The 21,398-nt window shown below is 38.3% G+C and carries 18 protein-coding genes and 1 riboswitch; of the genes, 10 read left to right on the top strand and 8 right to left on the bottom strand.

The window, feature by feature from the left end; genetic code table 11:
* Positions 1–40 precede the first annotated feature (40 nt).
* From B9T28_RS01475 to B9T28_RS01460, 4 genes are all read right to left on the bottom strand, one after another.
* Complete coding sequence (locus tag B9T28_RS01475) at positions 41–1,207, bottom strand: acyl-CoA desaturase (RefSeq protein WP_086202187.1); 1,167 nt, start codon at positions 1,205–1,207, stop codon at positions 41–43.
* Between the two features lie 347 nt (positions 1,208–1,554).
* Complete coding sequence (locus tag B9T28_RS01470; protein WP_086202186.1) at positions 1,555–2,277, bottom strand: glycerophosphodiester phosphodiesterase; 723 nt, start codon at positions 2,275–2,277, stop codon at positions 1,555–1,557.
* A 260-nt stretch (positions 2,278–2,537) separates the two neighbouring features.
* Positions 2,538–3,116 (bottom strand): cob(I)yrinic acid a,c-diamide adenosyltransferase, encoded by a 579-nt coding sequence (locus tag B9T28_RS01465; RefSeq protein ID WP_086202185.1) that lies wholly within the window; start codon positions 3,114–3,116, stop codon positions 2,538–2,540.
* A gap of 95 nt (positions 3,117–3,211) precedes the next feature.
* On the bottom strand, positions 3,212–5,074 hold the full coding sequence (locus B9T28_RS01460) for a TonB-dependent receptor plug domain-containing protein (RefSeq protein WP_086202184.1): 1,863 nt from the start codon (positions 5,072–5,074) through the stop codon (positions 3,212–3,214).
* Between the two features lie 35 nt (positions 5,075–5,109).
* A riboswitch (cobalamin riboswitch) is annotated at positions 5,110–5,316 on the bottom strand.
* A 141-nt stretch (positions 5,317–5,457) separates the two neighbouring features.
* On the opposite strand from B9T28_RS01460, the gene B9T28_RS01455 reads away from it, so the two are divergent.
* The 6 genes from B9T28_RS01455 to B9T28_RS01430 all read left to right on the top strand — a co-directional run bounded on the left by B9T28_RS01455 (position 5,458) and on the right by B9T28_RS01430 (position 10,820).
* Positions 5,458–6,102 carry a phosphoribosylanthranilate isomerase gene (locus B9T28_RS01455; RefSeq protein WP_086202183.1) on the top strand — a complete coding sequence of 215 codons (645 nt, stop codon included), beginning with the start codon at positions 5,458–5,460 and terminating at the stop codon, positions 6,100–6,102.
* Positions 6,083–7,327 carry a tryptophan synthase subunit beta gene (trpB, locus tag B9T28_RS01450; RefSeq protein ID WP_086202182.1) on the top strand — a complete coding sequence of 415 codons (1,245 nt, stop codon included), beginning with the start codon at positions 6,083–6,085 and terminating at the stop codon, positions 7,325–7,327. Before B9T28_RS01455 ends, trpB begins: the two co-directional genes overlap by 20 nt.
* Before the next feature lie 140 nt (positions 7,328–7,467).
* Positions 7,468–7,956 carry a DUF1543 domain-containing protein gene (locus B9T28_RS01445; protein WP_086202181.1) on the top strand — a complete coding sequence of 163 codons (489 nt, stop codon included), beginning with the start codon at positions 7,468–7,470 and terminating at the stop codon, positions 7,954–7,956.
* A 163-nt stretch (positions 7,957–8,119) separates the two neighbouring features.
* Positions 8,120–8,317 (top strand): hypothetical protein, encoded by a 198-nt coding sequence (locus B9T28_RS01440; protein ID WP_086202180.1) that lies wholly within the window; start codon positions 8,120–8,122, stop codon positions 8,315–8,317.
* Positions 8,318–8,698: 381 nt separating this feature from the next.
* On the top strand, positions 8,699–10,342 hold the full coding sequence (locus B9T28_RS01435; RefSeq protein WP_086202179.1) for a nitrite/sulfite reductase: 1,644 nt from the start codon (positions 8,699–8,701) through the stop codon (positions 10,340–10,342).
* Entirely contained in the window at positions 10,335–10,820 is a 486-nt protein-coding gene (locus tag B9T28_RS01430; RefSeq protein ID WP_086202178.1) for a DUF934 domain-containing protein, read from the top strand. Before B9T28_RS01435 ends, B9T28_RS01430 begins: the two co-directional genes overlap by 8 nt.
* Before the next feature lie 64 nt (positions 10,821–10,884).
* Here the strand turns inward: B9T28_RS01430 and B9T28_RS01425 are convergent, their stop codons facing one another.
* The 3 genes from B9T28_RS01425 to B9T28_RS01415 form a co-directional block, all read right to left on the bottom strand.
* Positions 10,885–11,325, bottom strand: coding sequence for a VOC family protein (locus tag B9T28_RS01425; RefSeq protein WP_086202177.1), 441 nt, complete (start codon positions 11,323–11,325; stop codon positions 10,885–10,887).
* A gap of 135 nt (positions 11,326–11,460) precedes the next feature.
* Complete coding sequence (locus B9T28_RS01420) at positions 11,461–12,636, bottom strand: thiolase family protein (protein WP_086202176.1); 1,176 nt, start codon at positions 12,634–12,636, stop codon at positions 11,461–11,463.
* 117 nt (positions 12,637–12,753) lie between these two features.
* Positions 12,754–13,284, bottom strand: a complete 531-nt coding sequence (locus B9T28_RS01415) for a GspH/FimT family pseudopilin (RefSeq protein WP_086202175.1) — start codon at positions 13,282–13,284, stop codon at positions 12,754–12,756.
* Between the two features lie 364 nt (positions 13,285–13,648).
* Here B9T28_RS01415 and omp38 point away from each other — a divergent pair, with 364 nt between their 5' ends.
* Positions 13,649–14,677, top strand: a complete 1,029-nt coding sequence (omp38, locus tag B9T28_RS01410) for an outer membrane protein Omp38 (RefSeq protein ID WP_086202174.1) — start codon at positions 13,649–13,651, stop codon at positions 14,675–14,677.
* Between the two features lie 301 nt (positions 14,678–14,978).
* Here the strand turns inward: omp38 and B9T28_RS01405 are convergent, their stop codons facing one another.
* Positions 14,979–16,625: an acyl-CoA synthetase gene (locus B9T28_RS01405; protein WP_086202173.1), complete on the bottom strand. Its 1,647-nt coding sequence runs from the start codon at positions 16,623–16,625 to the stop codon at positions 14,979–14,981.
* A gap of 434 nt (positions 16,626–17,059) precedes the next feature.
* Between B9T28_RS01405 and B9T28_RS01400 the strand changes: the two genes are divergently transcribed.
* The 3 genes from B9T28_RS01400 to B9T28_RS01390 are packed head-to-tail and all read left to right on the top strand — an operon-like array spanning position 17,060 to position 21,264.
* Positions 17,060–18,799, top strand: coding sequence for a neutral/alkaline non-lysosomal ceramidase N-terminal domain-containing protein (locus B9T28_RS01400; protein ID WP_086202172.1), 1,740 nt, complete (start codon positions 17,060–17,062; stop codon positions 18,797–18,799).
* Positions 18,796–20,082, top strand: a complete 1,287-nt coding sequence (locus tag B9T28_RS01395) for a D-arabinono-1,4-lactone oxidase (protein WP_086202171.1) — start codon at positions 18,796–18,798, stop codon at positions 20,080–20,082. Before B9T28_RS01400 ends, B9T28_RS01395 begins: the two co-directional genes overlap by 4 nt.
* 18 nt (positions 20,083–20,100) lie before the next feature.
* Entirely contained in the window at positions 20,101–21,264 is a 1,164-nt protein-coding gene (locus B9T28_RS01390; RefSeq protein WP_086202547.1) for an alanine racemase, read from the top strand.
* Positions 21,265–21,398 lie beyond the last annotated feature (134 nt).

Raw genomic sequence — 21,398 nt, 5'->3', positions numbered from 1 at the left:
GAAAAGCTCCCTTTTGGAGCTTTTCAATGAGGTTGGTCGATTAATCAGTCACAATGTTCTTTTTTACATTACGCATTAATGTTTCTAAACGTGCACGATGATAACTCAGCTTTTGTTCAACCAGTTGGAAGTCAACTTTCAGCTTGTCATCTATCTGATGGATTTTTTCTGCAACAGAAGCTTTCTTGGCTTGAATTTCTTGTTCTTTCAGCTTAGCCCAATCATTTAGGGTATGACTAAATGCTTCGTACTCTTGAGAAATACGTTGTTTCATTGCCAAAATATCTGCATTCACATCATGACCATAAACTGCCAAATCTTGTTCAGCATATTTAAATTTCATCGCTAACTCAGCTTTTTTGATATTAAAGCTTGGAATACGACGTAAGTTTTTAGCTAAACCAAGTTTAGAACACGACCAAATTAACCATTTTGTCGGATCATATTGCCACCATTTCACACCATTACGATAATCGTATTGGAAGATGTGGTGATAGTTATGATAACCCTCACCCCAAGTTGCAATGGCTAACCAGAAATTATCACGTGCAGTATTTTCATCTGTATATGGGCGTTTTCCCCACATATGACAGAGTGAGTTAATAAAGAAAGTCACATGATGGCTAAAGATCAAACGTAATAAACCACCAAGTAGTAACACGCCCCACATATCACCAACAGCCCAACCGATAGGCAGTAGAATGGCAGCATGAACAACAATCACCAAGGGAATATAGTATTTGTCCTGAAACATGACGACTTTGTCATTGAGTAAATCAGGTGCATTTTTATAGTTTGATTCTGCTGCAGGATAATTGCGCAGCATCCAACCAATATGTGCATACCAAAAGCCATTGTTAATTGAATATGGATCGTGTTCAACATCATCGACATGACGATGATGGGTACGATGTCCAGAAGCCCAAAATAAAATACTATTTTGCACTGCAAAAGTACCCATGATCATTAAAATAATCTTGAGAGGGAGAGTCGCTTCATAAGCACGGTGTGCCCATAAACGATGATAACCCGCAGTAATACCTAAACTACTCAGACCAAGTAAAGCAATTAAGCTGACCCAAGCACTGGTGCTAAAGTCATGGTGGTAGGCATACAATGGAATTGCAATAATTGCGACGATTGGCAAAAAGACAAGCGCAAAAACTCCGATCCAATTAATGGGGGCTTTGGGTAGGGGAGGATTCATCTCCAACAGCACTCCTAAAAAACCTTAAAAAGGTAAAAACGAAAGCATAGCTTAAGTGTTTTTTCTAGGCTATACGTTCGATGATATTAGCATGAGCGAACATCTGTTCACCAGTATTATTGTACATCTGTATTGATTAAAACAGTAACAGAATAAATTGTGCTTTTAATGGCTTTTATCGGAAGAGAAGATATTGAGTCAGAGCGACGATCCTAGATGTAAAAATGTACGTTTTAAGTAGGTCTTTCTGACTCAATACTGTCTATTTTACCTATTGATCATGTTAATTTTTTATATGTATTTTAAAAATACATATTTGTTATATGTAAGTTGAATTTTGATAGCTTTTATTTGATTTGCTGTAATTCTTGTTGCATGAGTTTTGGAAAATCTGTAATTAAACCTTGAATGCCTAAATCACGAAGCTGTTTTGCACGTTCAATACTGTTGACGGTCCATACACTCACATTTAACTGTGCATTTTGCGTCGCTTGAATCATTGCATCGGATGCAAGTTGATTCATCCAACCGATTTGGCAACATCCTAATTCTATTGCTTGTTCAATGGCTTTCTCTTGAATGTCATCTTCAATGAGTAAACCACGTTTAAAAGTAGATTTTTGTTGTTGTAAAGTCTGATGGATTTTGAGATCAAAACTAGTAATCACCGCGGACTGTTTAAAACCGTGTAACTGTTTTTGTAATTCGATGGTCAGTTTCTCTGCTTCTGCCATGCTATTGACAGCTTTTACTTCAACTTCAAGATGCTCAAAATTGTGCATAATGGCTAAAGCTTGTCGTAATGTTGGCGTGATTTGTTTGTCCCAATCCATCCAAATAAAGGCTTGATTATAGTTGGCTAAATCTTGGCTTGAGCATGCATAAATATTTTGGTCGATGCCTGTGGTTCGAATGAAATTGTCATCGTGCATAATAATCAGTTCATCATCTTTCAGTTGGCGTACATCAAATTCGACGGCACGAATACCCAAATCATGAATATATTGAAAACCCGCTAATGTATTCTCTGGAGCTTCCCCGCGTGCGCCGCGATGGCCGATAATTCGCATAATTATTCTAAATATTTTGCAATTAAATTATTTATAGTTAAGCACAAGATAAAAATGAATACTATTCAAGATATTTTATTTGAATGTTTATTTCTGAGATAAATTTAGATTGTCTTAATTCAGTTTTAGTCTTTTGATCACATGGTATTTATATTTTCAGACACTACACTTTATAGCATCTGAAAATGGTAAAGGGTGGCCGCTATTTTGCTCATGATCTAAGAGATCACATTTTTATGCTGCTTTAACGTGAAAAATGATTAGATGGTTTCATTAATATTTTTTTGCCAAAGCACTTCGCTACCACCTTCAGCACGTTGTAATGCGCGTGAAGCGACAAATAACCAATCGGATAAACGATTGAGTAATTGTAAAGCTGTAGCTTGAATATTTTGGTCACGGCTCTGTACGGTCATTAAGCTACGTTCTGCACGACGGCAGATAGAGCGAGCCAGATGTGCATAGCTGCAAGCTAAGGTTCCCGCAGGTAAAATGAATTCTTTCAGCATCGGTAAAGATTCATTCATACGGTCAATTTCTTTTTCAAGAAATTCAATGCAAATAGGTTGTAGAAGATTGTAGTTCGGAATACATACTTCACCACCGAGATCAAATAACCAGTGTTGAATCAGGCTTAAAGATTTATCCCAGGGCGCTTTGTCTGCAATATGACTGGCAGTAATTTGTGAGCGTAGAATACCGATTGCTGAGTTGAGTTCATCCACATCACCCAATGCTGCAATGCGTAAATCATCCTTTGCAACACGTGAGCCATCACCTAGCCCCGTTGTTCCTGAATCACCTGTACGCGTATAAATTTTACTTAAACGATGTCCCATCATTACTCCTTAAATTTGGTTAAATATTTAAATGCATTAAAAAAGGATAATGCCACATGTATGACATTATCCTGAAACTTACAATTTTGGGATAATTAGTATTTAAGTGTCACACCAACGGAAGCTAAACGCCCACCATTGATATAATAAATATTTGAACCGTTATATGCCGTTTTATAATTTACATCACCAATATTTTGAATATTGGTAAATAGTTTAACATTTGGATTAACATTCCAGTATGCATTGACATCGGTAGTCACATAGCCTGGGGTTGTAGTTGGTGTTGTCGATGGATAATCTGCAAAATCTTTAGATTTTGATTTAGCAGAGACTGAAGCACTGATACCAAATTGTTCATCTTGCCAACCTGTGGTCAGGGTTGCACTTTGACGCGGGCGACGCGTTAAATCATCTTTAGTTTCATCATTTTTAGCTTGTACATAAGCATAAGAAAGATTTAAAAACAATTCATCTTGTTGCCATTTTAGCCCTAGTTCACCACCAGTAAATGTCGCTTTATTCAGGTTAATTAGGTGCATACCAGAATAAGTAATTAAATCGGTAACTTGATTGCGATAAGCAGAAAAACCTAGAGATAAATTGTGAGCGAGTTTTTGATCTAAACCAATTTCATAAGAAAAACTTTCTTCAGGTTTTAGATTAGGATTGCCACCCCAGCTAATTGCATACAGATCATTTGTAGTGGGTGCTCTAAAAGCAGTGCCGATATTGGTATAAATACTGGTTAAAGGAAAAATTTGGTAACGAGCCGCAGCTTGACCTACAGTTTTAGTTCCAAATTTTTTATTATCTTCAACACGGATCCCCACTTGAGTATTGAGTCCATGGTCTTGATATTGATGCTGGACAAAATAACCCGTTGTCGCAACATCTTCATTATATTTAACTGTACTCCATTCACTGATAGACAGTACGTCACCTTCAATATTTTTATGTGATACACCGGCTAAAAGGTTTTGCGCTGGCGTAAATTGCCACTTGGAATAAATTTCAGCTTCTTGTGTTTTACTATGCACAAAATCAGGTGAATTATTTTGCTGAAGTTCTTCTTTAAACTGAGATAAACGTGCATTCACCACAATATTAGGTGTGATATTTACCCGACTTTTAAGATTAATGATCTCATTCTTGAAATCTTGAGAAAGCGGGGTGCCGTAGTTGTCATAATCGCTATAGCCTTGATTTTCACTATAATCAAGCGATGCAGCAAAACGTTCCTGATCCACGCCTAGTTTAGCGCTATAACCTTTTTGATCATAACTTGCATTTTCACTGTTTGAACGATTTGTAACTGGAGTACCAGCAGTTTCTAAACGTTGTCCACGAATTTGTGCATAGACACCATTTTCGACTAAATCAGCTCCAATCACTGATTTATAGGTTTTATGCTCGCCGATTTCACCTGTTACAAATGCAGCATTTTTTTCAGGAGTTTGTGAGATGAGCTGAACGACACCACCAATGGCATCTGTACCATAAAGTACAGATGCAGGGCCTTTGAGAACTTCTATTTGTTTAATATCGGTTGTATCTAAGAATGCTAAAGATGCCGCACCTGTTGTTGCACTATTTAAACGAACACCATCTCTTAAAATAAGAGTGTGTGCTGAGTTTGTACCACGGGTGAAAATGGAAGCGATTTGTCCAAAGCCACCATTTTGTACCATATTGATGGCGGCATCGCTCATTAATAGATGTGGTAATTCAGCAATTGGAGATTGTTCCACAATTTGAGGTTCTATAATTGAAATACGCGCAGGAATGTTCTCAATTTTTTCTGCTGAGCGTGTTGCCGTAACCACAATAGTATCTAGTGTATTTGAGGATTGAGCACTTGGCTGTACTGATAGGCCTTGAGCAACAGCAGTAGTAGATAACCCCATCGCAATAGCGATAGCCCCTACAAGTGTGGTAGGTTTGAAAATAATAGACATGACATGCTCCATACATTCACTCCCCGTGAATGCTTGAGTTGAGGGTACAATGAGCAGGTATCCGGACTTAAATATAGAATCAAAAAGGATTCAGCTTGTTCCACCTTCCCACAAAAAATTGCAGTGGTGTAAATCTTTCGATTTATTGAGAACAATGTTTCATTTTTACCGTTGCGGGGGCAGTGTTGGATTTACACCAACTTCCCTAAGCTTAAAGCTAGACTCATCGCATTTTCGCGCAGTATAAAGTCAGTGCGATGTTTAAACAATGCTTAACAGATATTCATATTGAACTTTAACGCAACCGAGTCAAATTGCATTACAATGATTTGCCTTAAGCTTTATAGATTAGCTATAAACTCAAATAGATTAGAGCCTTGTGTATGCGTACCCGTGCCAAAATTTGCGGAATAACACGACCTGAAGATGTCAAATCTGCTGTTGATTTAGGAGCAGATGCAATTGGATTGGTGTTTTTTGAACCGAGTCCACGTCATGTATCTATTCAGTTAGCTAAAGTGTTGGCACAACATGTGCCTGCTTATGTCAGTATCGTTGGCTTGTTTGTAAATGCGACAAGTGCAGAGATTGCTCAAGTTTTAGATCAAGTGCCACTCGATATTTTGCAGTTCCATGGTGATGAAACACCTGAACAGTGCCAAGCAATAGCCCAGCAGAATAAGCGTCGCTGGTATAAAGCGATTCAGGTAAAACCTGAGCTTGATGTGATAAAAACGATAAAAAGTTATCAAGACGCTGGTGCTAGCGCAGTATTATTGGATGCATGGCATCCTGAACTGAAAGGCGGGACTGGACATCAATTCGATTGGTCACAGTTTCCAAAATTAGATATTCCATTAATATTGGCAGGTGGTTTAAAGCCTGACAATGTTGAAGACGCTATAAAGACCACTCAAGCATTTGCAGTAGATGTCAGCGGAGGCGTAGAATCCGCAAAAGGTATAAAAGACCAACAACTCATTGAACACTTTATGCAAGGAGTCCAGCGTGGATCAGCAAACTGTTAATCAACAAGATCAGGTGACTGACTATACTCAGTTCCCAGATGCAAATGGGCACTTCGGTATCCATGGCGGACGTTTTGTGTCAGAAACGCTTATGGCGGCTTTAGAGGATTTAGAAAAACTCTATTTTCGTATGAAAGATGATGCACAGTTTCTGGCAGAATTCGACCGTGATCTCGCCTACTATGTCGGTCGTCCTAGTCCGCTTTATCATGCTGAACGATGGTCAAAAGAGTTAGGTGGCGCACAAATTTATTTGAAACGTGAAGATTTAAATCATACTGGTTCACATAAAGTTAACAACACCATTGGTCAGGCCTTACTTGCCAAATTGTCAGGTAAAAAACGTATTATTGCTGAAACGGGTGCAGGTCAACATGGTGTAGCAACGGCAACGATCGCTGCACGTTTAGGGTTGGAATGTGTGGTATTCATGGGGGCTGAAGATGTTAAGCGCCAAGCCATGAATGTTTATCGTATGCGCTTGTTGGGTGCAACGGTAGTTCCTGTACAAAGTGGCTCTAAAACCTTAAAAGATGCCATGAATGAAGCAATGCGTGATTGGGTCACCAATGTAGATTCAACCTATTATGTCATCGGTACTGTGGCTGGCCCACACCCATATCCACAATTGGTGCGTGATTTCCAATCGATTATTGGTCGTGAAGCGCGGAAGCAAATTCAAGAACAAGCAGGCCGTTTACCCGATGCTTTAGTTGCTTGTGTCGGCGGTGGTTCCAATGCCATGGGCTTATTCTACCCATTCTTAAATGATGCTGATGTAAAAATGTATGGTGTTGAAGCGGCAGGCTACGGCATTGAAACAGGTAAACACTCTGCGCCTTTAAATGCAGGTCATGTTGGTGTATTACATGGCAATCGGACGTATTTAATGTCGGATGAGCAAGGGCAAATTAGTGAGACACATTCAATTTCAGCAGGGTTAGATTACCCAGGTGTTGGTCCTGAACATAGTTTCTTAAAAGATATGCACCGTGTCGATTATGTTCCAATCACGGATAATGAGGCTTTGCAAGGTTTTCGTGATTTAACCCATATTGAGGGAATTATTCCTGCGCTTGAGAGTTCTCATGCGATGGCATATGTGACTAAACTTGCTCCGACCATGTTGAAAGATCAAATTATTATTGCGACGGTTTCAGGTCGTGGTGATAAAGATTTAATGACGGTTGCACGTATTGATGGTGTGGAAATGGTTGAGATGTAATGCATCTTTAAGCATTAAAAAAATCGTGTTTAGTGAAAGCTAAGCGCGATTTTTTATGAATAAATATTTGTCCATCCTTTTTAAAGGAAGCATGAAAAGATTAATATTAAGGAGTAATAAGGGTGAGCCTTTTTATTGTGATGTTGGGTGGTCGCCATGTTCGAGCCAATACAGAAGTACATGATGTGGTTTTAGCAATAGGGGATTCGCTTGAAGATATCTATCCTCAACTTAGACAGGCATGGTTTGCTGAACAAGATGGCTTACATATTGATGCTTGGGCACAAATCAATGGGGTGGAATTCGAGGATACAAAATATCAGATACATTTCACTGATACCCAGCCGAATCCATCGGAACAAAAGCTTTATCTAATTAATTTAGGCGGTTATGACGCACGTGAATTTGGTGAATTGCATCGCTATGTTTTAGTGGTGGCACAAAATTCGATGGTGGCGAAAGAAAAAGGGAAACAGTATTTTGCACAACATTGGCAAAAGCAACATACAGACCGAGTTTTAGATGTCGATGATTGTATCGCCATTGATCATGTACATGGCAGATATGTACAATTGCTTCAAGGTGAGTTTGAAGGCAATACTTGGGAAAATACCTATCTTAGAATTTAGGTCATCATTTTTAAAACATTAAAACTAACTTAATTATAAAAAAAGAGCATCATTTTTTATAATTTCATCGTTTAACTTTATTGAAACACTACAACTTAACAGCACTATTTACATAACATGAGCCTAGACTAATAACTTAACTTAATTCTTTGGAGTGTTCGATATGAGTGGCTTACTTGACGAACTTGGTAAAATTGCAGGTGCGGTTATTGCTGAACAAGGTGTAGATAAATTAGATCCAGATGCTAATTTATTGGAAAAAGCGGCTGGTGCATTGGCGGGTTTTGAAGCTGCAAAAATTGGTGAAAATAAATTCGAAAATCATGAGGATGAAGAACAGCCTCAGGATGATCAGTCTTAAGCAAAATTAAGATGAACGATTGAAGATGTATTGATAGAAATCTAGTCAAATCATATAAATGTTGCAGATTATCATGAGGGCTAATAATGTTGAGATCCAAAGAAATTAAGCAGCTGATTTAGATTTAAAATAATGCGTTATAAAACGAAAAGGGCATATTCTAGTATGCCCTTTTTAATTATCATAAAAAGAGATAACTAATTGAAAATAAATTTAATGTATGTAGATAAACAGGAATTTAACCAGTAAACGCAGTAAAATAAGATGTGAAGGATTACTTATCAATAAAACCGCTATGAAATATGTAAAAAACACATTTAGTTGATAGTTGAAATCTCGTTATGCTATCCGCCGTTATAATGATATTACTAGCTGTACGCCATGTATTTATATACTGATTTCGATCAACAACTGATCAATGAACGTGTTGCACAATTCCGTGATCAGACGGAACGTTATTTAGCCGGAAAACTCACTGAAGATGAGTATCGTCCGCTTCGTCTGCAAAATGGTTTATACGTACAGCGCTATGCACCGATGTTACGTGTAGCTGTACCTTATGGTTTAATGAACTCGAATCAATTACGTAAAATTGCGCAATTGGCAAAAGAATATGATCGTGGTTATGCACATGTATCAACACGTCAAAATATTCAGTTTAACTGGCCTGCACTCGAAAATATACCTGATATGTTGGCAGAACTGGCAACAGTTCAAATGCACGCCATTCAAACTTCTGGTAACTGTATTCGTAATACCACGACTGACCAATATGCCGGTGTGGTTGAGGGTGAGATTGCCGATCCACGTCCAACGTGTGAATTGATTCGTCAATGGTCAACATTCCATCCTGAATTTGCATTTTTGCCACGTAAATTTAAAATTGCTGTGTCTGCATTGGCGGAAACAGATCGTGCAGCAGTTTCATTCCATGATATTGGTGTCTATATCGTGAAAAATGAAGCAGGCGAAATAGGCTATAAAATTAAAGTCGGTGGTGGTTTAGGTCGTACACCTGTCATTGGTAGCTTTATTCGTGACTTCTTACCACGTGAAGATTTAATTGCCTATTTAGAAGCAGTTTTACGTGTCTATAACTTGCATGGCCGCCGTGACAACAAATATAAAGCACGGATTAAAATTTTGGTTAAAGCTTTAACGCCTGCGGTATTTGCAGAAAAAGTTGAAGCTGAATTTGCGCATACCATTCAGACTTTGAAAATTCAGCCTGAAATTTTGACAAAATTAGATGAAGAATTTACCCCATTTGATTATCAAGATTATGCAGATGAAGATTTTACTGAATTGTTTGCAGTGCATCCAAAATTCAAACAATGGTTCAATATCAATACCAATGCACATAAAGTAAAAGGTTATCGTATTGTTACGATTTCATTGAAACGTGCGGGTATTGCGCCGGGTGATATGAGCACTGAAGAAATGAACTTGATTGCTGATTTAGCAGATCAATATACGTTCGGTGAACTTCGTACCACACATGAGCAAAATATTTCACTGGTTGATGTACCACAAAAAGATTTATTTGCAGTATGGCAAGCACTTGAAGCGAACAACTTAGCACGTGCGCATATTGGTTTCATTACCGATATTATCTGCTGTCCGGGCGGTGATTTTTGTTCATTGGCAAATGCGAAATCCATTCCAATTTCAGAAGCGATTTCTCGTCGTTTTGATGATCTAGATACGATTTATAACTTAGGTAAATTGGATCTCAATATTTCTGGTTGTATGAATGCTTGCGGTCATCACCATGTGGGGAATATTGGTATTTTAGGGGTCGACAAAAAAGGCGCTGAATTCTACCAAATTACCTTAGGTGGTAACGCGGATCATGATGCTTCAATTGGTGATATCTTAGGGCCATCATTTGCAGCAGATCGTGTTCCTGACGTGGTTGAAGAAATTTTAAATACCTATCTTGATCTTCGTACTGAAGGTGAAGAATTTGTAGAAACTTATCGCCGTGTTGGCATTCAACCCTTTAAGGAGCGTGCATATGCTTAATACCGCACTTCAAGTGCTCTCTAAAGATGGCACGATTGCAGACAATACTTATCAAGTGATTGGCGAAGATGGCGTATTGCCACAAGGCGATGTGGTTCTAACCGTTGAACAGTTAGAGCAAATTGCAAATGTATCCGGCAAAAAAGCGCTATACATTACTGTGGATACTTCTCCTGAAGTGAACGAATTTCCACTGGATCAACTCGATGCAATCTTTATTGAGTTTGCAGGCTTTAACGATGGTCGTGGTTATTCATTTGCTGCATTGCTACGCCGTCAAGGTTATCAAGGCGAACTTCGTGCGATAGGTGATATCTTTAAAGATGTGTTGAACTATTTAAAGCGTTCGGGTTTCGATACTTTCGTGGTGAAAGAAGGTAAAGATATTCTTGAAGCAGCGGTCGGTCTCAATGATTTTAAACATCCGTATCAGGCATCAACAGCAGTTGCACAGGCAAGTTATCAAACTGGTGCTTAATTTCAATTAAGTCATCAATAAAAAAGCCGGCAGAATGTCGGCTTTTTTATGTTTAAGGAAAATATTACATTGCTTCTAGTTGGCAATTGACCATCCATTTCACCCCAAATTGATCGGTAAAAGCGCCATACAATGCGCCCCAAAAGGTCTTTTCTAAAGGCATTTCAATTTGACCATTGACAGATAATGCATCAAATAAGCGTTTTGCTTCGGCTTGCTCACTGGCATCTAAATTAATCGAGATATAGTGATTATTACCTTTGGTAAATGGGATTTGAGTTTGTGCGCAAAATTGATCTGTTGTATCAGAGCCCATTAAAACAGTGAAACCATTGATTGGTAGTGATACATGTAAAATATAATCTTTTTCTTTACCTGAAACTTGAGCATCAGGAAGTTCTGAGTAACGCTTCATCAAGGCAAACTCACCACCAAAAACCGATTTATAAAAGTTAAAAGCAGCTTCAGTTTCGCCTTGGAAATTGAGGTAATGATTGAGTTGCATTGTGGTGATCCATTTTTTGTTTTAAAAAAATAATTTAACAGTTTTCTTATTAAGAAGAGATGAAAAAGTGTAAACATTAAAAAAGCCTTCTACATAGAAGGCTTTTTATTATCTATTTATAAAATAGAGTGTTACTTAAAGTATTTCAATCGCTACAGCAGTCGCTTCACCACCACCGATACAAAGTGCAGCAATACCTTTTTTACCACCAGTACGTTTTAATGCGTGGATTAAAGTCAAAATAATACGTGAACCTGTAGAACCGACAGGATGACCGAGTGCACAAGCACCGCCATTGATATTGACTTTTTCAGCATCTAATTTGAAATCATCAATCGGACACATGGTGACCATGGCGAAAGCTTCGTTAATTTCCCAAAGATCGACATCAGAAGCCGTCCAGCCCGCTTTATCCAAGGCTTTTTGAATGGCACCCACTGGTGCAATGGTAAATTCTGAAGGGTGCTGAGAGTTTGATGCGTAAGCCACAATTTTCGCAAGCGGGTGTAAACCTTTTGCTATTGCATTTTCTGCTGAGGTTAATACTAATGCAGATGCACCATCAGAAATTGAACTGGCATTGGCAGCGGTAATCGTCCCATCTTTGGCAAAAGCAGGGCGCAATGTTGGAATTTTATCAATATTGGCATTAAATGGTTGTTCATCTTTATCAATGACAACGTCGCCTTTACGTGATGAAACCGTAACAGGTACGATTTCATCGGCAAAATAGCCTTCGGTAATGGCAGTTTGTGCACGTTTAAGTGAACGAATAGCGAAATCATCCATTTGTTCACGAGTATAGCCACGAGTATTGGCCATATCTTGAGCAAAAGAACCCATTAAACGACCTGTTTCAGCATCTTCTAAGCCATCAAGGAACATATGATCTTTGATTTCACCATGACCCATGCGATAACCACCACGTGCTTTTGGCAACACATAAGGTGCATTAGTCATCGATTCCATGCCGCCCGCAACCACAATTTCAGCAGAACCCGCTTTAATCATATCCGCTGCTTGCATCACAGCTTTCATGCCAGAACCACAAAGTTTATTGATTGTTACCGCACCGGTTGAGTCTGGAAGACCTGCTTGGCGCATCGCTTGACGGGCAGGCCCTTGTTTTAATCCAGCAGGGAGTACACAACCCATAATGACTTCTTCGACATCAGTTGGCTGTAATCCTGAACGAGAAATTGCTGCTTGTATAGCGGCTGCTCCCAACTCAGGTGCTGTTACACTTGCAAGGCTACCTTGGAAACCGCCCATTGCTGTACGAGCACCATTCACGATTACGATATCTGTCATTGTTTTAATCTCCAAAATTATTTCTAGTTTCTATCCTAAACTTAAGCAGTATATAAAAAAACCGAAAAGAATAAAGTGAGATTACGCCATAACCTTAGACGCATGAGTACTCAATTTTTAACATACAGCATTAGGTTCTTTCTTTAAATTCCCCATCATACCAATAGGGAAATGCTTGTTATATTCAGAGTGTTTAAAATTACAATAATGAAATGCACCCATTGAACCGCGTGTTAAACCAGTATCACCTTGAAAGGTCAGCGTATTCGTGTTAGATGCGCTGCCGTTCCATTTCAATTGGCCATATTTAATATCGGTAAAAATTTTTGAAAATACAGTTTCATTTAAATCTAGCCTTTTATTTTTATTTGTATCGGAAAATATAATGATACCTTTGTGCCACATATTATTTTGGCAGGTATTTAAATCTTCAGAAGCACAAATGACAATGTCTGAGTGATAAGTTAAAGCTGTATTCTTAGCAAAATCAACATGCTGTTTTAATAATGGATAGACATGATTGACTTCTCGTTTTTCATTTAAATTATGATAAGAGGGAATCGCAATAGTTACGATAATGGCTAAAACAGCGATACAAATCATAAATTCAAAAAGTGTGAAAGCACTTTCTTTATAAGAAAAAAACATAAACTAGTCTTCTTTTAAATAAGGATTTATTTTAATTTTCAATTCATTAGCTAATATCGAAACGGAGTAAAATATGTATTACTATCGCTTTCGATTGCTGCTAAAATGACAGCCGTAAAAGATTAAGGTATTCACAAAAGAAAATTGAGTAGAAAGTTACCGAATTACAACGGAAATTGTAAGTAATTTTGTCAATAATTTACTTGATTAAAGTTATCAAGTACTTGGAAAAGTATTCAAGTGTTTGTATGATTCAACGTGAGTAGCTTAAAAATAATACTGGGGTATATAAAAGCTTATCTCAGGAAGCCAGTAAATTTTAGGCTGAGCTTGAACAACAATTTGTTATCTCTGGAGGATATCCATGAAATTGAGCCGTATCGCACTTGCTATGCTTGTTGCTGCACCATTAGTCGCTGCTAACGCTGGTGTAACTGTTACACCTTTAATGCTTGGCTACACATGGCAGGATACTCAACACAACAACGGTGGTCATAAAGGCGAGTTAACTAACAGCCCTGAATTGCAAGACGATTTATTCGTTGGTGCAGCACTTGGTATCGAATTGACTCCATGGTTAGGTTTTGAAGCTGAATATAACCAAGTTAAAGGTGATCTTGACGGTACTGGCGTTGCTGGTTCTGAATATAAACAAACTCAAATCAATGGTAACTTCTATGCTACTTCTGATTTGATCACTAAAGACTATGACAGCAAAATTAAACCTTATGTATTGTTAGGTGCTGGTCATTACAAGTATAAACTTGATGATATGTCTTATCATTCTAATGAAAAAGGTACTTTAGGTAATGCAGGTATCGGTGCTTTCTGGCGTTTGAACGATGTTTTATCACTTCGTACAGAAGCTCGTAGTACTTATAACTTTGACGAAAAATTCTGGAACTACACAGCACTTGCTGGTCTTAATGTAGTTCTTGGTGGTCACTTGAAACCTGCTGCGCCTGTAGTAGATGTTGTTGTTGTAGAACCAGTTGTTCCAGTTAAACCAGTTCCACAACAGTTGACTGAAGACTTGAACATGGAACTCCGTGTGTTCTTTGATACAAATAAATCAAACATCAAAGAGCAATACAAACCAGAAATCGCTAAAGTAGCTGAAAAATTAACTGAATACCCGAATGCGACTGCTCGTATTGATGGTCATACAGATAATACTGGTCCACGTAAGTTAAATGAACGTCTATCTCTTGCTCGTGCTAACTCTGTTAAATCAGCACTTGTAAGTGAATATAATATTGATGGTTCTCGTTTAACGACTCAAGGTTTTGCATGGGATCAACCGATCGCAGACAACAACACTAAAGAAGGTCGTGCTATGAACCGTCGTGTATTTGCGACGATTACTGGTAGCCGTACTGTAACTGCTCAATAAGATTTAACTCAGTAATCTGAGTTTTATCCAAAAAGCGACTCAATTCATTGGGTCGCTTTTTTTTTATTGCTTATGATTTTAATCTATATGCTGACATTAAGTGGGTGAGGTAATAGAAATTAAAAGATAAATATGAAATATACTGAATTAGATTGTTTATCCCTACAGTGATTTTAATCTAAAATTCGATAAAAAAAGTAATATTACAAGCTGTCTACATTAAATTATTGAAAATATTTAAAGAAAAAAGCCAGTTATCGAAAGAACTGGCTTAAATCAAATATGATATTAAAAAATAAGTTTAACTAAACTCAGCTATAGAGCGCTCTTTGGCCCATTCACGGAGGATAAATTTTTGTAATTTTCCTGTCGATGTTTTTGGGATTTCAGTAATCACGACATCTTTAGGGACTTTAAAGCGAGCTAAATGTTGCTTACAGAATTCGATAATTTCTTCTGGTGTTGTTTCAGCCCCTAGTTTGAGCTCAATAAAGGCACAAGGGACTTCTTGCCAGCGCGAATCGGGCTTTGCGACTACAGCGGCTGTCATAATTGCAGGATGGGTATACAGTACTTCTTCTACTTCCAAGGACGAAATATTTTCACCACCTGAAATAATAATATCTTTCGAGCGATCCATGATTTTTGCATAGCCATCAGGTTGGCATACGGCGAGATCTCCGGTGTGGAACCATCCTCCTTTAAAGGCTTCTTCGGTTGCTTTGCTATTTTTTAGATAACCTTTCATCACGATATTACCACGGAACATAATTTCTCCCATGGTGCTTCCATCATTTGGAACCGGTTGCATCGTTTCAGGATCAAGGACACGCATACCATCTTGCAGGGGATAAGGAACCCCTTGGCGTGAATGTAATTGTGCTTGTTCTTGAATCGAAAGCTCACTCCAACCTGCTTGCGAGGCACATAATGCAGATGGTCCATAAGTCTCAGTGAGTCCGTAGACATGATTGACCTGAACACCAATATGATGCATTCCCTCAATAATTGCCGCTGGAGGTGCCGCACCGGCCACCATGACTTCAACCTGATGATTGAACTTAATTTGCTTGTCTTCCGGTGTATTAATCAACATGGATAGGACAATGGGTGCACCACAGAAATAATCGATTTTATGTTGATCAATGAGTTTATAAATTAATTCAGGATCCGTTTTACGCAGGCAGATGTTCGTTCCTCCGTTTGCAGCGATCGTCCAAGCAAAACACCAACCATTGCAATGAAATAAAGGAAGCGTCCAGAGATAAGTTGCGCGCGGTGTCATACCACAGGCAATAATATTACTGGCTGCATTGATGTACGCTCCACGATGGTGATAAACCACACCTTTTGGATTACCAGTTGTACCAGATGTATAGTTTAAGCTAATTGCATCCCATTCATCATGAGGTAAATGCCACTCGAAATTTGGGTCACCAGCATTAATGAAATCTTCATATTCAATTTGACCAATACGTGCGGTTAAATCATTTTTATCATATTCAGTATCGGCCACATCAATAATATAGATATCTTGAGCTGTGAGTGAGACCGCTTCTTGCGCTAATTCGGAAAACTCAGGATCGACCAATAAAATTTTTGATTCGGCATGTTCTAACATAAATGCTAAAGTTTTGGCATCTAAACGCGTATTTAAGGTATTGAGTACAGCACCTGCCATAGGAACGGCAAAATGTGCTTCGAGCATGGCAGGAATATTGGGCAATAATACTGAAACGGTATCATTTTTTTTAATGCCTAAATTTTGTAGTTGATGGGCAAATTGACGACAACGCTGATACGTTTCACGCCATGAAATACGGCGTGAACCATGAATAATGGCATCTTGATGCGGATAAATATAAGCGGCACGTTCAAGGTAGCGTAAAGGTGATAACGCTACAAAGTTGGCAGGGGTGCGTGGTAATTCATCATAAGCACTGATCATTAAAAACTCCATGTAATATTTTTTAATCGCTATGCTTAAAATATATGCATAAATAGAGAAAGATACATTTATTCTTTAGTCTATTTCATGATGATAGAAATAGTGGTGAAATTTTTAATACCTTTGTTTTTTTATAATATTGATGTTTAATATTTTTATAATCAATTGATTACTGAATAAAAGTCGTTATAAAAAAACTGGACGTATACATCTGTATTTTTTGAGAAAGAAGGTGCTATCTGTTATCTCGCATTTACAGGCTGAGTGAAAGTCTGGTAAATCATAAAAAACCAAGATACTGGCGAAGTGAATATTTTATTGTTGAGCCCTCCAGTAAAATTTAATTTCCAGCCCATTTTTTATTGCACAAAATTGATTAACTTTTGATCTAAAATGTGATTAGATTCAATCAACTTTACGACAAGGATTATGTCATGTTATATAAAGTAGGCTGGAATAAACAAGAAATACAGATTAGCCCGAAAGGCTATGCCATGTTTGGATATGGCATGTGGGGACATCGTGCAGATGAAAAACGAACCGCTTTATATGCACGCAGTATTTCTATCCAATACGGTTTATCTGCGCCACTCATATTTTGTTGCCTAGATTTTGGCTGTATTACACATGCCATGCGTAGTGGAGCAATTGAGCAATTACAACAACGCTTAGGTGTAGGCTTTCAAGAGCAAAATCTAGTTTTAATGGCAACGCATACCCATTCTGGACCTGGTGGTTGTGGTCATGAAGCGCTATATAATATGCCGACGCCAGGTTTTGTTCCTCAACATTTAGATGCAGTGGTTCAAGCCATTGTCGAGAGTGTTTGTAATGCTTTGCAGCAGGTAGAAGATACAGAAATTGCTTTAACCACAATTCAATTTGATGATGCTACCCCGATTGCATGGAATCGGTCTATCAAAGCTTATAATCGTAATCCTGATGTTATATCGAGAACGGAGCAAGAAACTCATTTAGCGTTAAGTCGTGAAATGCAGTTGATTGGTTTTTATCGTCAGAATCAGTTGCAGTCTTTTATTTCATTATTTGGTGTGCATGCCACCTGTTTAGGCAATAGCTTAAATGCCTACGATGGCGATAATAAGGGCTATGCAGCCAGCTTAAGTGAAGAGTTTTTAAAACAAAAAGGTATTGTTAATCCTGTTACGATTTTTGCTCAAGCCACTGCCGGTGATGTATCGCCACATTTTCATGGGCAGAAACAACAAAAAATACGTGATCAAATTCAAGGCGAACAAGAATATCAATATGCTCAACAGAATGGGCGTTATCAAAGTGAATTGGCTTTAAAGGCATTATCTCAACCGTTAAATAGAATTGAAGTTGAAATTGATGCGCTATGTACTTATGTCGATTTAAGTCAGGTCGAAATTCCAGTTGAATTTTCAAAAGGTTTTGTGAGTGCTCGAACCAGTCAGCCCTGTCACGGTCAGGCTTTTTTTGCAGGAACACCTGTTGATGGTCATGGTGCACCGAAAGTGATCACGCATGGAATGTCTGTTTTGGCGCAATGGGTGAGAAAGAAACGCTTGGCCAATCCAGAATCGCCAGAGTATGCCAAATACCAAGCCTTATATGCTTCGCAAGGTGTGAAGAATATTGTGATTGAGGCAGGAGATAAAAAAATACTGGGACAAAATATTGATGCTGTACCAGGAATTTTTGATCCACTCATTAGTGAAATGAATAAACAGGTTAAAGCTGGAGCAATTCAGGAAAGTCCTTTAGTACCAAGTGTTGTGCCTTTGCAACTGATTCAATTGGGGCCTTTGGTTTTGGTTTGTTGTCCAGGTGAAATCACCACCACAGCAGGGCAACGGGTGATGCAAACCGTACAACAAGCCATCTCTGCAAATTCGAGTATTAAAAATGTCTGGTTATGCTCTTATTGCAATGACTATATGGGCTATATCACAACCTTTGAGGAATATCAGCAGCAAGCCTATGAAGGAGGACATACTTTATTTGGACAATGGACGTTAAGTGCGGTTCAATTTAAATTTCAGCAATTGGCGCAACAACTGAGTCTTGCTAAAGATCAGCGTGTGTACGATCAAAGTACCCGACCTAAACCTATCCCGAAACAAGAATTAGCAAAAAGAACCAATCAGGGCAATATAAAAACTGCAGTTAGCCAAGGGGTTGCAGGATGAGTGAAGCACATCAGGTTACATGGTCGAATTGGTCAGGCTATCAACAGGCACACCCGCAACTTATTTTAAAACCTCAGAGTTTGACCGAATTAGAGGTTGTAGTTGCTAGTCATACTAAAATTCGGGTGGTAGGAGCAGGGCATTCTTTTTCACCACTGGTCTGTACCGATGCAACGTTAGTGTCTTTAGATCATCTCGTTGGTGTTGATGTTATCGATGAAGAGCGTTGTATTGGGGAAATTTGGGCAGGCACACGTTTGTACCATCTAGATCAATATTTACAGCCGTTCAATCAAACGTTAATGCAACAAGGTGATATTGATCAGCAAAGTCTAGCTGGTGCTGTGTCTACAGGCACACATGGCACAGGTGAGGGGCTGTATTGTATTTCAGGATATGTTGAGGATTTTGAATTACTCACTGCCTCTGGAGAGTTATTGCAATGTAGTCGTACAGAGCATCCCGAAATCTTTGCAGCAGGGCGTGTAGCTTTGGGAAGTTTGGGTATTTTGACGAAAATCAGGATGCAGAATCGTCCTCATTATAAATTAAAAGAATGTATTCAACTTTGTCCATTAGCGGACATGCTGCAAAATATACAGCAATGGAAAATCGAACATCGGCATATTGAATGTTTTATTTTTCCTTACTCTGATCAAGTCATGTTAAAAACATTAGATGATACAGCGGAAGATTTACAACCACGTAAAGCATCTTGGCCATCTGAAGATAGCTTATTGACGCTGTGTTCTGAGTTGACCAAAACATTTCCTACGCTGAATCCGTATTTGCAAAAAATGCTCAGTATTTTTGTTAAACCAACGACCTATGTCGATTGGTCGAGTCAGATTTTTCCGACCCCGCGGACGACTAAATTTAACGAAATGGAGTATCAAATTCCAGTAGCACAGGGCTTAACGTGTTTACAAGAAGTCTTAGCGGCCTTACGAAAAAATAAAGTGTCAACTTTTTTCCCCTTAGAGTTCCGTTTTGTGAAAGGAGATGATATTTGGCTTAGCCCTTTCTATCAGCAAGATTCGATCTCCATTTCTGTACATCAATATCATAAGCAGGATCCATACCTAATCTTTAATGTGGTGGAGCCAATTTTCCAGAAATATCAAGGACGTCCACACTGGGGGAAAATGCATAGTATGACGACTGCACAGTTGCGAAAGTGCTATCCAAAGTGGGATGATTTTATGCGTTTACGTGAACAATTAGATCCTGAACGAAAATTTTTAAATCCATATTTAGAACAGTTATTTTTATCAAAAAAATAGAAAGAATAGGGCTTAATGATGTCGGATATTTTTTTTGAACAATTAAATTATGATCTTAAACAGGTTGCAGTCGGTTTACCTCAGTTGATTGTGGATCAACAGGCACTCGAACAAAATATTCAATATGTAAAAGTAAAATTATTGCAGGCACAGCATTTACAGCCACGTTTGGTGGTTAAGTCCTTGGCGTGCCTGAATTTATTAAAATTACTCAGTGAGCAGTTGCACACACAACGTTTTATGCTTTTCCATTTACCGCAATTGCACTCTATTTTAGAAAACTTTATCGCTGCGGATGTGCTTTTTGGAAAGCCAATGCCAGTGAGCGCAGTCTCAAACTTTTATCAACAGTATCCAGAATGGGCTGCTGTAAAAATTCAATGGTTAGTGGACACTGAGCAGCGTATATTACAATATTTAGCGGTTGCACAGCAGTTTTCGCTACAGTTACAGATTAATCTTGAGATTGATGTTGGGTTGCACCGTGGTGGTATTCAATCTGAGCAAGAGCTGATTCGAATTTTGAATCTTATTCAAAACCATCCGCAATATTTAAGCTTAAGTGGATTGATGGGCTACGATGCCCATGTTACTAAAATACCGAAGTTCATTAAAAAACCAGCTATAGCTTATCGGGAATCTCAAGCCATTTATTTAAATTATAAAGAGTTGATACGCCAACGATTTCCTCATTTATACCGTGATGATCTTTGTTTTAATGGTGGTGGCAGTCCAAGTTTTCATTTGCATGTTCAACAGAGTATTTGTAATGATTTATCTTTTGGTTCGATGTTACTCAAACCAAGTGATTTTGATTTAGCATCATTAGCTGTTTTACAAACAGTGTTATGGATTGCTACGCCCGTATTAAAAGTCCTGCCTTATACGCAACTGCCGGGAATGCCGGTATTGAATAAGCTTCCACATTCATCCAAAGCATTGTTTGTTTATGGCGGATATTGGATGGCAAATTACGTTTATCCTCAGGGAAGTCATCCGCATAGATTGTATGGGCGAAGTGCCAATCAGGAATTGGTTAATGTTCCGAAAAACGCTAAAATTTCGGTCGATGATTATGTATTTTTAAGACCGACCCAAAGCGAAGCCATTATTCCGCAATTTTCAAAATTGTATTGTTATAAAGATCGAGCTTTTGAAGCTTGGGAAACCTTTAGAGAATAAAAAATAGCTTTGAGAAGGTTTTAAAATGGAGCAATGAACGCTGTGATTGGATGACGGATAATCCAACCATTTTGTGAGAGATTTATAGTGATATTTAAAAAATAATTACAATTAAATTTAAAAATCGCACTTAA

Origin of the sequence: Acinetobacter silvestris (assembly GCF_002135235.1) — a bacterium.
Classification (GTDB): Bacteria; Pseudomonadota; Gammaproteobacteria; order Pseudomonadales; family Moraxellaceae; genus Acinetobacter; species Acinetobacter silvestris.
The sequence above is the reverse complement of the archived record's forward strand: the minus strand, read 5'-3'. Positions and strand labels throughout refer to the sequence as shown.